The following is a 14,071-nucleotide window of genomic DNA, read 5'->3' as shown; positions in this document are numbered from 1 at the left end:
ATTCATCACCTCAAGGATGAGACCTGCGGGCACTCGGGTTGTAGTTACCCAGTGATCATCTCGGCACTGATCCGAATCGACTTCGATCTCATCGTAGACCGATGCCTCCCCATTGACGAGGTCGAACTCGAATCCGACGCCGAGTCCAAAATCCCAATTGCTATCGTAGTTTCCCAGTGGTCGACGGCGACGGTCCGAAACGGGACCAAAAGACATGTGAGAAACCGTAACAGTACAGAACACTTATCCATCAAAAGGCCCTACCTTCGGTAAGGGGGATTCCGATGGCGACACAGGGCAATACCCGGTCGCGACGCGGGGAGATTTTCGACCTGCTGAGTAATAACCGGCGTCGCTATGCCATCCATTACTGCAAACGCGAAGACGAACCCGTTACGCTCGGTGACCTCGCGGAACACGTTGCTGCTTGGGAACTCGACAAGGAGGTCGACCAGATCACCTCTGCCGAGCGAAAGCGCGTCTATACCTCACTGCAACAGAGCCACCTGCCGACGCTCGAGCGCGCAAACATCATCGAATTCGATGATCGTACGATTGAACTGACTGAGGAGGCCGCCGAGCTCGAGGTCTACCTCGACGTCGTGCCCAGCGATTCGGTGCCGTGGGGTGTCTACTATCTGGGGCTGACTGTCATCGGGTCGATCGTGATGGCCGGGTTGTGGCTCGAGGTGATTCCGACGGAGGCGGTGCCAGAGCTCGGCTGGGCGACGCTGGTGTTCGCGCTGTTTGCGGGGTCGGCTGTCGTCCATGTGGCACAGAATCGACGGATGCGACTCGGTGAGATGGAGCGACCACCGTAACTCATGAACAGAATAGCGAAACTCGGGCTTGTACTGGTCGTCGCAGGAACGATCGTGATGTCCGGCCCTGTCTTCGGATTCTCTACGATAGCGGCCGACAGAACCACGGTTATTTCCACGTCGGACACCGATGCACTCGTTGCGGTAGAGGAAACCGGTGAGACACCCGACAAGGATAACGACGCCGTCGTTATCGAGATCACAAACAACGCGAACGAGGCGTACGATCCGCTCGAGGCCGAAGCGACTATTGTAGAGGACAGCAATGGGGCGCTGGCAATCAGTAATGGGTTCGACAATTCACTCCCTGCGGGGGAGACCACGGGTGTAGAATTAACCTGTGACGGCGGTGGCAGCGGAGAGGCGACGGTGGCGGTCGACGCCGATACCTACGGATCGACGTTAGAGGTGCGTGGCGTCAGCGACAATACGACGTTCCAATACAGTTGTACTGGTGGGACGAAAGGGGACTTCGAAGCGTCCAATCCCTCCACTCTCGGTGACGATTTCGACGAGATCGAGTTCGATCTCGAAAACGTTGGCCAAGAGGAAGCGAAAGTCCAAGAGATCAGCATCGAAACGACGGCAGCAGATGCGGCCACGATCGAAAACGATGCTACCGGAAACGCCCCGCCAGTCGAGATAGCTGGAACGGGAACAAAAGACAACGTCGTGACGCTCGGTGACGTATCCGACTTGCAGGGGGGGAACGTGAAAATCGGTCCTAATGAGCAGGTGAACGTTGGGATCTACGGATTCCAGGATACCAGTGGGAATCCCGTTCCTATCGATGGTGAAGAGGTTTCCCTCTCACTGTACGGTTCCGGCGAGAAGTTGATCGAGCAAGTTACTGTCACGGCTCCGGCATACCCAACCGGTGGCGAGGACATTACAACCAGCGGTGATGTTGTTGTTGAGGACAGCAAGACAGCAGGTGACATCGACGCGGGTGGGGATCTGACTGCAGGATTTAAAAGTAAGATTGAGGGATCAGTCGATGTTGATGGGAAAATTGATCTCGGTGCAAAAAATAAAGTTGGGCAATCAGTAACTGCTGATGGAGACATAACAGTTGGCTCCGAACGGCAAATAGAGGGAGACATCACCTCTGAAACGGGAAGCGTAACGATGGAATCGGAGAGCGTGGCAAAAACAAGCGTAACTGCCGGAGATTCGGTCACAATCAACGATCAGGCGAAAGTAAACGAGTATATCGACGCCAACGGTGACGTAACTATCCGAGATGGGGCGGCGGTTGATGGTGATGAAGACCTAGGTGATGGCGTCGTTATCCGTGCCGGCGGAGACGTAACGATCGAATCCGGGGCGACAGTCGATGGCGAAATCGAGGCAGACGGGACGATAACTGACAATCGCTGAGCTTAGTTTCGGGTTCTTCGTCGCTTCGTTGTCTGATAACTGCCTTGAGCCCACACGTAACCGTTTGCTGGGCCTGCAGTGACCGGCCCTGCTGGATCGATGGCGGTTCCTCGAGACCAACCCGAACGCCTTTTCAGCCCCGCCCGCAGACATCCACCCATGTCGACCGAATCGATCAGCGACCGGCGCGAACACATCCGCTCGGTGGGCGTGACGGCATTATCCGCGCTGCTGGGCGTCGCCGCGGCGCTGGCCTCTGCGACCTGGGTTGGCGTCTCCGAGGCAGCCGCCCAGAACACGCAGGCGCTCGCGTTCGTCCTCGGCGCGATCTTCGTCCAGTACGTTCTCATCAACGCCGCGGGGATCTACGACGACGACGAGTTCGGGGCGAAACACTACCTGTTCGTCGCGTTCATGACCTTCTCACTGTGGTTCGTCACGTGGGGCATCCTGCTGACTGCGGAGGCGTCCTGAGATGGCAGACGACAGCATCGCCGTCGTAGACTTAGACCGGTGCCAGCCCGACCGGTGTGGCTACGAGTGCAAGAACTACTGTCCGCCGAATCGGACTGGCAAGGAGTGTATCACCCTCCGCGGCGAGGAGGCCGAGGAAGGCCAGCCCGAACAGATCCACATCTCCGAGGAGATCTGTCTGGGCGAGACCTGCGGAATCTGCGTCGAGAAGTGTCCCTTCGACGCGATCGAGATCATCAACCTCCCGAAGGAGCTCCAGGACGACCCTGCCCACCGCTACGGCGAGAACGCGTTCTCGCTGTACGGGCTCCCTGCCCCACAGGAGGGACAGGTCACCGGCATTCTGGGCCCCAACGGGATCGGGAAAACGACCGCCGTCCGCATCCTCGCGGGCGAACTCGAGCCAAACCTCGGCCGGCACGACGACGAGCCGGGCTGGGACGAGGTGCTCGAGGCCTACCGCGGGACCGAGCTCCAGGATTACATCGCGGATGTCCGGGACGGCGACGTCACCATCGCGCGCAAGCCCCAGTACGTCGACCAGATCCCGAACAGTTTCGACGGCAACACCCGTGAACTGTTAGAACGGACCGACGAGCGCGGCGCGCTCGAATCGCTCGTCGAGCGGCTCTCGATCGGCCCGGTCATGGACCAGTCGATCGACGACCTCTCGGGTGGCGAACTCCAGCGGGTCGCCATCGCGGCCACGCTGGCTCGTGATACGGACTTCTACTTCCTAGACGAGATCACGCCGTATCTGGACATCGGCCAGCGCGTGACCGCGGCACGGCTGATCCGCGAACTCGCCGAGGAAGAAGACAAATCGATGCTCGTCATCGAACACGACCTCGCGATCCTGGATCTGCTCGCCGATACGCTCCACGTCGCCTACGGTGAGCCCGGAGCCTACGGTGTCATCACCTCGCCGAAATCCGTCCGCAACGGCATCAACGAATACCTCTCCGGGTATCTCGACAACGAGAACATGCGGATCCGGCCGAACCCCATCGAGTTCGAGGAACACGCACCACGAACTGCGACCGCTGCCGACGCGCTCGTGGAGTACCCCGATCTCACAAAGAGCTACGGCGACGGCGAGTTCACCCTCGAGGTCGAGGGCGGCACGATCCGCGAGAACGAGGTTCTGGGTGTCGTCGGTCCCAACGGGATCGGGAAGTCGACGTTCGCGAAGCTGCTGACGGGCAATCTAGAGCCCGACGAGGGCGACGCCGATCTCGACCTCGACATCGCCTACAAGCCCCAGTACGTCACCATCGACCAACACATGCGGGTCGACGCGTTCCTCTCCTCGATCACCGACCAGTTCGGCTCGTCGTACTGGAACACCGAGATCGCTCAGCCGCTCCAACTCGAGCGGATCATGGAGCAGAACCTCTCGGATCTCTCCGGCGGGGAGCGCCAGCGGGTCGCGATCGCGGCCTGTCTCTCCGACTCGGCGGATCTCTACCTGCTCGACGAACCCTCGGCACACCTGGACGTCGAACAGCGCGTGCAGGCGACCAGCGCGATCCGCCGGTACGCCGAACAGCAGGACGCCACGGTGCTGGTCATCGACCACGACATCTACATGATGGACCTGCTGGCCGACCGGCTGATGGTCTTCGACGGCGAGCCTGCCGTTCACGGTCGTGCTGGCCAACCACAGCCGATGCGCGACGGTATGAACGAGTTCCTCGCGAACCTCGAGGTCACCTTCCGCCGGGACGAGCGCACCTCGCGCCCGCGGATCAACAAGCCCGAGTCCCAGCTGGATCGCCAGCAGAAAAGCGAGGGCGAGTACTACTACGCGCCGTAGCGGTTCACGGACAGGCACCTTCTCGAGCTGAAATAGATCGACGCAGTCGCGAGCAAAAGGCCGGAGACAGTGGCCTCTCACAGGGGAGACAGGCGTCGGACGGCGGCGTTCGCCGAGCACAGCGCTTATAGTCGAATGGCCAGTCATGGAGACAGTATGCCCTCCAGTGACGACACGGACGCAGCCGACGGGTCCGTCGGTCGCCGACCGCTGCACCGTGCGAGGGAGGTGTTGCAGTCGTCCTCGCTCGTCGCCGAGCGTGGCATCCGGTCCGGCGATAGGAGTGAGTCAGCTGCGACCGCTGCTGACGACGGTGCGTTCCTGCGCAGGGAGCACGACGGCCGGTCGTACCGGCTGTACGTGCCACCCGACTACGACCCTACCGAGCCGATCCCGCTGGTCGTGTTGCTGCACGGCTGCCGACAGACGCCGGCAGCGTTTGCAGCCGAAACCGGAATGAACGACATTGCAGCAGACGAGATGTTTCTGGTCGCCTATCCGAAGCAGTCGATCCTCGAAAACCCGCTCCGGTGCTGGAACTGGTACGACGACACGGATGCCACGCGCGGGAACGGCGAACTCGCCTGGCTCGCCGCGCTCACGCACGCCGTGCGCGACGAGTTCGCCGTCGACGAGGATCGAGTCTACGTCGGCGGTCTCTCGGCCGGCGGCTCGATGGCAGCACGAGCGATCGTCGAATACCCCGATCTGTTCGCCGCGGCAGGCGTTCACAGCGGCGCTGCGTACGATTCCGTAGGGAGTTCGTTCGCGGCACTCTCACAGATGCAACGTGGCAACGGACTGGATGAGCGTGAGGCGGGTATCGAAGCGTACGAGGCGATGGAGGAGCGCTCGCGTGCGATCCCGACGATCGTCGTCCACGGAACCGACGACGACGTGGTCGACGTGGCAAACGCCCGGCAACTCACCGAGGGAACGCTTCGTGCGAGCCACCGCGGGGTTGGCGGCGAGGCGGGGGATGTCGACCTCGAGCCGGACCGGGTCGAGACGGGCGTAAGTGGCCCATACGAGTACACCAGACGCCAGTATCGCGACGGAACCCGGACCCTCGTCGTCGAGGAGTGGCTCGTCGACGGCATGGGGCATGCGTGGGCCGGCGGCAGTCCCGACGGCCGATTTACCGCACCCGAGGGGCCGGACGCGAGTCGCCTGCTGTGGCAGTTCGTCAGCGAGTACGAGCAGTCGGCGCTCGAGACCGCAGCCGACGCCCGGTGGACGCTGCCGGTCGTTGGCCCAGTCTCGCTCGCTCGATGGTCGAGGCTGCAAAAGAAGGTTCGGGCGGCGGTATCGCGGCTATCCGATCGGTGACTGTGGCCGAGTCGGCCTCAGCTGATCATCCGCTGGCAGCTTCCACAGAGGTTCTCCTCTTTGATGTCGACCTCGCGGACGGTCGGCGAGAAGTTCATCACACAGCGGTTGTTGTCGCAGTGCTCGAGGCCGTAGGTGTGGCCGATCTCGTGGACGATCTCCTTGCGGACCCGATCCTCGAAGATGTCGGCGGCGCTTTGATTCGAGAAGCCGCCGTCGCTCGAGGTCTGGAGCCGATAGGTGGAGACGACGCTGCCGCTGCCGTCGAGATAGGCGAGTCCGAAGACGTAGTTGCGACGCCGATAGAAGAGGTCGTGCGGGGTGATGGCGATGTTTTTCGTGCCGCGGCCGACTCGTTCGGCCAGTTGAATGAACGGCTCGGCGGAGTACTGGTTCCGGTCGGAGTCGTACGCGCCGTTGGGAACCGACTGCGAGTCGTTGATCGACACGTCGCAGTCGTAGACCGATCGCAACGCGGCGGAGGCCGCCCGCTTGACCTCAGCGGAGACGTTCCCGACCGGCACGATATCGACGAGCATAGCAAGGGCTATGACCGCGGGTGGCATAAACGTCCCGCCATGGCCGACTCTCGGCGGAATCCCGCCGCACTGATCGAGTATCTGGCTGCCTACGAGCGAGTCGTCGAAGTCGGGATCGGCCGCCGGACCGACCTCGCTCGAGCGCTCGCCGAGCAGGGGGTTTCGGTCACCGCGACCGACATCTACGATCGTGACGTGCCGGAGAACGTGGCGTTCGTCCGCGACGATATCGTCGATCCTGATCCAGCAGTCTACGCGGACGCAGACGCGATATACGCACGGAACCTGCCGCCAGAGCTCCACCGACCGACGCTCGGGGTCGCCCGAAACGCCGACGCCGACTTCCTGTTTACGACCCTGGGTGGCGATCAGCCTGCGGTTCCGGTCGAACGGAAGACGATCGAGACCGGAACGGTGTACGTCGCTCGAGCGCGCCGGGAGTGACCGGAACTGACCGGCGCGAATGAATTATCCGGGCGCGACACGTTCACGGAGTTGTGAACGCCGAGACCGTCGCGTATGCCGTTGCAGCCGTCGGTGCGATCGCGATGCTGATCGCAGTAATCGTCGGCATCAGTACGCTTCTCTGGCTTCTGGTGCGGCTCGTTACGATCCCGGGCGTCGTCATCCACGAGTTCGCCCACAAGCAGGCCTGTGAGCTGGTCGGCGTCCCCGTTCTCGAGGTCGTCTACTTCCAGTTCGGCGATCCAGCGGGGTACGTCCGCCACGGCCAGCCCAGACGGTATCGGGAGGCGTTCGTCGTCAGCGTCGCGCCGTTTCTGGTCAACACGGTCGTCGCGTTCGCCGCTTTTCTCGGCCTCGCAGCGCTCGTCTCGACGACCGGGAATCTGCGAGCCGCCTCGAGCGAAACGATCGCCGCCACAGCCGTCCTCGGCTGGCTGGGGCTCTCGATCGGCATGCACGCGTTTCCGAGTACCGGGGACGCGAATACGCTCTGGCGTCGCTCGCGACTCGAGTGGCGCCAGTCGCCGACGGTGTTGCTCGGGATTCCGGTCGTCGTCGTGATCTACGTCGCGAATCTGCTCTCGTGGCTGTGGGCGGACGTGCTCTATGCGCTCGGGCTGGGGATTCTGGCGTTTTCGATCGTCGGCGCGGGTCCAGTGCCGGTCTGATCGGGGACACTGTGGCCGGCCACGGCGTCCGAAAGGGTGGTTTTTATCCTCGGCGGCCCGTCCGAACGGGTATGCACGCAGATGCCGTCGTCCTCGACATCGACGGGGTGCTCGTCGACGTCGCCGACTCCTACCGGCGCGCGATCGTCGAGTCCGTCGAGGCGGTCTACAACCGGACGATCCGAAAAGACGACATTCAGGCGTTCAAGGACGCGGGCGGGTTCAACAACGACTGGGAGTTGACCTACGCCGCCGCACTCTACGTTCTGGCGACCGAGGAGGGGTACAGCGAGTCACTCGAGACGTTCACCGACGACATCGCCGCCGCTAGCGGTGGCCTCGAGGCGGCCGAAACCGTCGTCCGCAAGGCGATCGGTGCCCGCGCGACCCAGCGTGTGAACGACCGCTGGGACCGTGACCGACTCCGCGACGTCTTCCAGCAACTGTATCTCGGCGACGAGCTCTACCGCGGGCTCGAGGACGGCGAGCCGGACCTCGACCGGGAGACGCCGGGGTTCATCCACGACGAACCGGTGTTGCTCGAAAGCGAGGCCCGCGACCGGCTGCTCGCGGGGTACGACGTGGGCGTCCTCACTGGACGACCGGAAGCCGAAGCCGAGATCGCCCTCGAGCGAGTCGGACTCGACGATGCGATTCCGGTCGACCGTCGGTTCACGATGGACGACTGGGAGGAGGGGAAACCACACCCGAAAGCGTTGACGACCCTCGCGGAACGATTCGACGCGACCAGCGTCGCGTTCGTCGGTGACACGTTAGACGACGTCCGGACGGCAGTCAACGCCGACGAGGCCGACCCCGACCGGGAGTACCACGGGATCGGCGTCCTGACGGGCGGGCTGACCGGCGAGGAGGGCCGCCGAAAATACGAACGCGAAGGTGCGGCGGCGGTGCTCGCGTCAGTCAACGAACTTCCTGACTGGCTCGAGTCGTAGGCCGACACAGTCACCGATTGCTCACCGGAGAGCGGACGGACGTCGTTCCGCCGCCCTCACGCGGACGGCTTGTCGAGTCTGCGACACGACTCGAACCGATCGTCCGTCAAGTAGACGCTCCCGTCACGGACGGCGACGGCGATGGCGTCGAGCGCGTCACCGTGACACGGGCCCGCCGTACAGACGCCGTCACCGCACTCGAAGCGCGCGCCGTGTTTGTGACACACCAGTTGCTCGTCCCGGACGATCGCACCGGAGCCGGGATCGAGCCGGACGTCGGGTTCGTGCGGACACGAGTTTCGCCACGCGGTCACGTCGTCGCCCACGCGGCGGAGGATCAGTTCCGTCCCCCGATTGCCGGAGCGAGCCTCACACCGGAGCGTCCCGTCTGTCGGAACGTCCGCGAGCGCGGCGATGCGACGGGGATCGTCACGGTCGGTCACGTCGTCCGCGGACGGACCGTCGGCGTCGTCCGTGTCCCCGTCGCGTCCACCACCGACGCTGAATCGAAACGTCGCGTCGGCGGTCGAGACGTCGCCCTCGTCGCCGTAGACGCGAACCGACGTCGATTCGTCGTCCCCCTCGAGCGTTACCCGGACGGAATCGGTCATATCTCCTATTTTCGGCCAGCCTAAAAATAGGTTCCGGACCGGGTATCCCACGATGGCCTCCGAAGTCGCGCAGTACGCCTTTATGCTGGCCGAGTGAAGAGACGATATGGACGACACCGAAGTCACCGTCGACGTCGAGGTCGAGGTCGAAGTGGACACCGACGAACTCGAGATCGAGGTAGGCGACAAACGCGAGTTCGAAGGCGAACTCGAGGCCGATGGTCTGACGATCGAGATCGAGGCCGACATCGAGGTCGAGGGCGAGAGCGAAAACGAAGCGGACGAGGAATCAGCCGACGAAGCCGACGACGACACGGAAGCCGCGGAAGACGACGAAGAGTAGGCAGTCAGGTCACACGGCATAGCGCGCTCATCACGGCACACCTGACACCGCTCGTTTTGAACGCGTGTCGAAAAACGCTATGTGCTGGCCCCGGTAGGGCATCGCATGACCTGGACGGTAATGCCGACGTACGACGAGTACGAGACGGCCCGCGAGGTGTTTTCGTGGGACCTCCCCGACGAGTACAATCCTGCGGTCGACTTTCTTCGAAAACACGACGACACGAGTCGGACGGCGCTGCGGTACGAACATCCCGATACTGGCCTCGAGACCTATTCGTTCGACGACCTCGACGACCAGTCCGATCGCCTCGCTGCCGCGCTGGCCGACCTCGGCGTCGGAGCCGGCGACCGGGTCGGTGTCGTCGTCCCGCAGAAGCCCCAGAATCCGCTGACCCACCTCGCGAACTGGAAACTCGGCGCGGTGTCGGTGCCGCTGACGGTGCTGTTCGGGCGCGACGCACTCCAGTATCGGCTCGCAGACAGCGAGGCGAAAGCCGTCGTCGTCGATCCCAGCGTCCGGGAGACGATCGACGAGATCCGCGACGAGTGTCCGGCACTCGAGCACGTTATCGAACTCGGCGACGCCGACGCGGTCGCGGGCGAGGCATACGCCTTCGACGACCTCGTCGCCGCCCACGAGCCGGGCATCGACGTCTACGACGCGACGCCGGAGACGCCGACGGCGATCATGTACACGAGTGGCTCGACCGGCCCACCAAAAGGGGTCCGCCACAGTCACGCGCTCTGGCTCGGGCGGGCCGCCGCGGCGTACAACTACTTCGATCAGGGTCTGGCAGAGGGCGAGGCCACGCTGTGGACCCCGGCCGACTGGGCCTGGGGCGCGGCCCTCGGTGGCACCCTCTTTGCGGCGTGGCACCACGGCTGTCCGATCGTCGGCTGGCCTCGTGACGGGTTCGATCCCCACGAGGTCTACGACCTGCTCGAGCGCCATGACGTCACGAAAGCCTTCATGCCCCCGACAGCGCTTCGGATGCTGATGGGCGTCGACGACCCCAAAGCTCGCTTCGATCTCTCGCTCGAGACGTTCGCCTCGGCCGGCGAACCTCTCACGTCGGAGGTCGTCGAGTGGGTCGACGCGACGTTCGAGGACGTCGCGATCAACGAATTCTACGGCCAGACCGAACTCAACCTCGTCGTCGGCAACTCCGAGACCTGGTTCGACACGCGGCCGGGCAGCATGGGCAAACCCTTCCCCGGCTACGAGGTGGCGGTACTCGATCCCGACACGCACGAGCGCAAAGACCGCGGCGAAGTCGGTGAACTCGCGGTCAAGCCGGCCGATCGGCGGGTCTTCTTCGACGAGTACCATGGCCTGCCCGAGAAGACGGCGAACAAACAGACCGAGAACGGATGGTTCCTGACCGACGACCTCGTCGAGCGCGACGAGGACGGCTACCTGTGGTTCGTCTCGCGGGCCGACGACGTGATCCTCACCAGCGGCTACCGCGTCGGCCCGATGGAGGTCGAAGACGCGATTCTGACCCACGAGGCCGTCGAACAGGTCGGCGTCGTCGGCGTTCCGGACGACACCCGCGGCGAGGCGATCAAAGCGTTCGTCAAGCCCACACGCGACGCGTACGATCCCGACGAGCTCCGCGAGGAGATCCGTACCCTCGTCCGCGACCGGCTGGCCGAATACGAGTATCCCCAGCACATCGCGTTCGTCGAGACGCTGCCGACCACGACGACGGGCAAGATCCGACGGCGCTCCCTGCGGGAGCGTGAGGGGATCGACGAGTAGCCGGACACGACGGATCGGGCCCGGCCAGGCGGAACGCTCGAGACGACCGGGCCCGAGCGCGTCGCTTGTTCGCGCCGGCAGCCCGCTTATCGGGATCGATCCCGAGTGTCCGGTATGGAAATTCGGGAACCGGAGCCCGCGGAGGCCGAACGGATTCGCGAGGTCGTCGACAGTTCGATGACGACGTCGTTCAGACTCAGCCCGGCACAGATCGACGGGCTGGTCGACGACCAGTTCGCTGACGAGGCGGTCGCTGACAAGCGCGAAGACGAGGAGACCCTGCTGCAGGTCGCCGAAACCGGCGCGGAAATCGAGGGGTCGACCATCGCCGGGTTCGTCGAAGGGCGACTCGAGGACGGGTGGGGCGAGGTCAGGTGGCTGTTCGTCGACCCCGAACACCGCGGGAAGGAGATCGGAACGGAACTGTACGAGACCACGACCGAGACGCTCCGCGACCGCGGTGCCGACCACGTCCGTGTCACCGTTCTCGAGGCCAACACGGAGGGCCACGACTTCGTCGAACGGTTCGACCTCGAGCACGATGGCGACCGGCGTGTCGAGATCGCCGACGAGTCGGTCGTCGAGTACGTCTACACGGATCCGGACGTCGACGCCGACCTTCCTGATTCGACGGCAGAAGACGCATCCGAAGCCGAGTTCCCCGAAACAGAGCGAGTCGACGGCCAGCTGACGACGACCGACGGCGGAACGACGGTGTACATCGCCCGCGACGAGGAGGAGTCCGGCACCGCGGCGCCGTTTTTCACGACCTACGAGGATGACGCCCATGCCGAACAGTTCGGCTTCTACTGTGCGAACTGCGGCTCGCTCGAGGTCTCGATGGACAACATGGACCGGCTCGCGTGTGCCGACTGTGGAAACACCCATGCAGAGCGGTCCAAAGAATCGTACGACGACTCGTACCTGTAGCGATCGACAGAGGGGCCGCTCGCCACGATGACGCAGCCTCGTCGCGGCCCCGACACGACGGAAGAACACCTATAGCCCGCGGCCTCGTAGCCGTCCTCACTGACTTCTCCCGCTGATGAAACACATCGACTACGCGTACACGTTCGGTATGGACGACGCGACGACCGAGAAGCGGCTTCGGACGGCCGAGACCGGCGTCCTCTCCCTCTCGAAAGACGACGAGAGTTACGCCATCCCGCTGGCACACTACTACGACGGCGATGGGCTCTACTTCCGGCTCGGCGTCACCGACGGAAGCCGGAAACAGGCGTTCATCGAGGCGACCGAGACGGCGTCGTACGTGTGCTACGGGACGGAACCCACCGAGGACCCGCGCGAGATCGACTCCTGGAGCGTGATGGTCACCGGCCAGCTGTCCGAGATCCCGCAATCGGACCACGACCGGTTCGACACGGCCGAAATCAATCGGCAGTTCGCCCCGATCCGCGTCTTCGACGAGAACATCGACGAGATCGAGATCCAAATCCTCGAGCTCGAGATCGACACGATGACCGGTCGAGCCACGTCGGAGTCGTAGACGGGCGGTCGCTCAGACGAGGAGGACGACGAGGAGTCCGACTGCCGACACGGCGCCGAGGCCAGCGGTCACGACACGGCCGAGCTCGTGGGTCCCGATTACCCACGCGAGGCCGGCTTTCACGATCGTATTCGCGATCGCGCCGATAACGATCCCCGTCGCGGCGACGTCCGGCGAGATCGTGCCCTCGGCTGCAAGCCTGCTCAGCGTGAGCGTGATCGCGTCGACGTCGGCGAGGCCGGAGACGAACGCGGTCGCGTAGACCCCCGATTCACCGAGCAGGGAATGGGCGGACTCGGAGACCAACAGGACGGCTGCGAAGACGGCACCGAAAAACAGCGCCGGTCGCAACTGGAAAGGGTTCGTGAGTTCGGTCTCGGCCCCCTCGTCCAGCGTCGTGGTCGCTCGCCAGTAGACGACGGCGGCGATACCCGCGCCGAGGGCCGTCATCACGGCCAGCGGAACGGCGACGTACGGGAGCAAGTCCCGGTTGACGACGGCGACTTCGATGAGTGCTCGCGGAAACATGACGACCGACGCGATAATCGTCGAGAACGCACAGATCTGGTAGAGGGAGTGTTCTGCGTTCGTCCGTTCGGCCATCGACACCGTCGTCGCGGTCGAGGAGACGAACCCGCCCAGAATCCCCGTCAGTGCGATCCCCCGTTCCGTCCCGATCGTCCGGCTCAGGACGTAGGCCCCGAAGCTCAGGCCGGTGACGAACACGACCATGAGCCAGATGAACCGTGGATTGAGTCCGAGCGCGACCTCGAGTTCTCGATCGGGGAGGAGCGGAAAGACGACTAGCACGACGAGGATGAACTTGATCGACGCGCGGCGTTCGGCCTCGTCGATCCGGTCGACGAAGTCGTGAATGATTCCCTTCGCAGAGAGCAGGGCTGTGACGACGCCGCCGACGACAACAGCCAGTACCGCACCGCGTTCCGAATGGGTCGTCAGTGCTCCCAGGACGACGGTCAACAGCGCAGCCATCATCGTCGTCAGTCCAATATCGCCCTCGAACCAGATCTTGCCGAGATACGCCACCGTTAACGGAATCACGAGCGTTCCGACTGCGATCGGGAGCAGCGTCGGAAAGAACGCCTGGACGAGCGCGCCATAGAGCGCGAACAGCGGAAACGTGCGGCTGCCGGCGAACGTGCCGCCCGACTCGCTTTGTTCGCGCTCGAGGCCGATGAGCGCGCCGATCCCGAACGCGATCGCCACCCGAAACACCAGCAGTTGAAGCGGATCGGCGACGGGATCGACCATGTGGCTGTGCTTCGTGGGTGGGTCCCGTCAAGCTTCGGGACTCTCTGAGCTGTGGACACTCCTTGCAGGTGCCCGGCCGACCGCCACGGCTGTCTACCAAACGCGCGTCAGGGACCAATCGAATTGCTC

General features: G+C 63.8%; 15 protein-coding genes. 12 read left to right on the top strand and 3 right to left on the bottom strand.

The window, feature by feature from the left end; genetic code table 11:
* Positions 1–284 precede the first annotated feature (284 nt).
* The 5 genes from ACFR99_RS06600 (at position 285) to ACFR99_RS06580 (ending at position 5,820) form a co-directional block, all read left to right on the top strand.
* Positions 285–821, top strand: coding sequence for a DUF7344 domain-containing protein (locus tag ACFR99_RS06600; protein WP_390285573.1), 537 nt, complete (start codon positions 285–287; stop codon positions 819–821).
* Positions 822–824: 3 nt separating this feature from the next.
* Positions 825–2,201 (top strand): hypothetical protein, encoded by a 1,377-nt coding sequence (locus ACFR99_RS06595; protein ID WP_390285571.1) that lies wholly within the window; start codon positions 825–827, stop codon positions 2,199–2,201.
* A gap of 159 nt (positions 2,202–2,360) precedes the next feature.
* Positions 2,361–2,675 carry an EMC6-like membrane protein gene (locus ACFR99_RS06590; protein ID WP_390285569.1) on the top strand — a complete coding sequence of 105 codons (315 nt, stop codon included), beginning with the start codon at positions 2,361–2,363 and terminating at the stop codon, positions 2,673–2,675.
* Between the two features lies 1 nt (position 2,676).
* Positions 2,677–4,491, top strand: coding sequence for a ribosome biogenesis/translation initiation ATPase RLI (locus ACFR99_RS06585; protein ID WP_390285567.1), 1,815 nt, complete (start codon positions 2,677–2,679; stop codon positions 4,489–4,491).
* A 156-nt stretch (positions 4,492–4,647) separates the two neighbouring features.
* Positions 4,648–5,820: an extracellular catalytic domain type 1 short-chain-length polyhydroxyalkanoate depolymerase gene (locus tag ACFR99_RS06580; protein WP_390285565.1), complete on the top strand. Its 1,173-nt coding sequence runs from the start codon at positions 4,648–4,650 to the stop codon at positions 5,818–5,820.
* A gap of 17 nt (positions 5,821–5,837) precedes the next feature.
* Here ACFR99_RS06580 and ACFR99_RS06575 read toward each other — a convergent pair whose 3' ends face one another.
* The gene (locus tag ACFR99_RS06575) at positions 5,838–6,359 is read right to left on the bottom strand and encodes an archaemetzincin family Zn-dependent metalloprotease (RefSeq protein ID WP_390285563.1); all 522 of its coding nucleotides are present in this window, start codon (positions 6,357–6,359) and stop codon (positions 5,838–5,840) included.
* A 39-nt stretch (positions 6,360–6,398) separates the two neighbouring features.
* On the opposite strand from ACFR99_RS06575, the gene ACFR99_RS06570 reads away from it, so the two are divergent.
* From ACFR99_RS06570 to ACFR99_RS06560, 3 genes are all read left to right on the top strand, one after another.
* Entirely contained in the window at positions 6,399–6,803 is a 405-nt protein-coding gene (locus ACFR99_RS06570; protein WP_390285561.1) for a UPF0146 family protein, read from the top strand.
* A gap of 53 nt (positions 6,804–6,856) precedes the next feature.
* Positions 6,857–7,492 (top strand): DUF3267 domain-containing protein, encoded by a 636-nt coding sequence (locus ACFR99_RS06565; protein WP_390285559.1) that lies wholly within the window; start codon positions 6,857–6,859, stop codon positions 7,490–7,492.
* A gap of 71 nt (positions 7,493–7,563) precedes the next feature.
* A complete protein-coding gene (locus ACFR99_RS06560) occupies positions 7,564–8,445 on the top strand; it encodes a TIGR01548 family HAD-type hydrolase (protein ID WP_390285557.1) in 882 nt (293 codons plus the stop codon).
* 56 nt (positions 8,446–8,501) lie between these two features.
* On the opposite strand, the gene ACFR99_RS06555 is transcribed toward ACFR99_RS06560, so the two are convergent.
* On the bottom strand, positions 8,502–9,056 hold the full coding sequence (locus tag ACFR99_RS06555) for a Rieske (2Fe-2S) protein (protein ID WP_390285556.1): 555 nt from the start codon (positions 9,054–9,056) through the stop codon (positions 8,502–8,504).
* Between the two features lie 106 nt (positions 9,057–9,162).
* Between ACFR99_RS06555 and ACFR99_RS06550 the strand changes: the two genes are divergently transcribed.
* The 4 genes from ACFR99_RS06550 (at position 9,163) to ACFR99_RS06535 (ending at position 12,670) form a co-directional block, all read left to right on the top strand.
* Positions 9,163–9,399, top strand: a complete 237-nt coding sequence (locus tag ACFR99_RS06550) for a hypothetical protein (RefSeq protein ID WP_390285555.1) — start codon at positions 9,163–9,165, stop codon at positions 9,397–9,399.
* Positions 9,400–9,504: 105 nt separating this feature from the next.
* Complete coding sequence (locus ACFR99_RS06545; RefSeq protein ID WP_390285553.1) at positions 9,505–11,163, top strand: acyl-CoA synthetase; 1,659 nt, start codon at positions 9,505–9,507, stop codon at positions 11,161–11,163.
* A gap of 114 nt (positions 11,164–11,277) precedes the next feature.
* Complete coding sequence (locus tag ACFR99_RS06540; protein WP_390285551.1) at positions 11,278–12,093, top strand: GNAT family N-acetyltransferase; 816 nt, start codon at positions 11,278–11,280, stop codon at positions 12,091–12,093.
* Between the two features lie 115 nt (positions 12,094–12,208).
* On the top strand, positions 12,209–12,670 hold the full coding sequence (locus ACFR99_RS06535; RefSeq protein WP_390285549.1) for a pyridoxamine 5'-phosphate oxidase family protein: 462 nt from the start codon (positions 12,209–12,211) through the stop codon (positions 12,668–12,670).
* Between the two features lie 12 nt (positions 12,671–12,682).
* Here the strand turns inward: ACFR99_RS06535 and ACFR99_RS06530 are convergent, their stop codons facing one another.
* A complete protein-coding gene (locus ACFR99_RS06530) occupies positions 12,683–13,942 on the bottom strand; it encodes an MgtC/SapB family protein (RefSeq protein ID WP_390285547.1) in 1,260 nt (419 codons plus the stop codon).
* Positions 13,943–14,071 lie beyond the last annotated feature (129 nt).

Origin of the sequence: Haloarchaeobius amylolyticus, from assembly GCF_042678045.1 — an archaeon.
GTDB lineage: Archaea > Halobacteriota > Halobacteria > Halobacteriales > Natrialbaceae > Natrinema > Natrinema amylolyticus_A.
The sequence above is the reverse complement of the archived record's forward strand: the minus strand, read 5'-3'. Positions and strand labels throughout refer to the sequence as shown.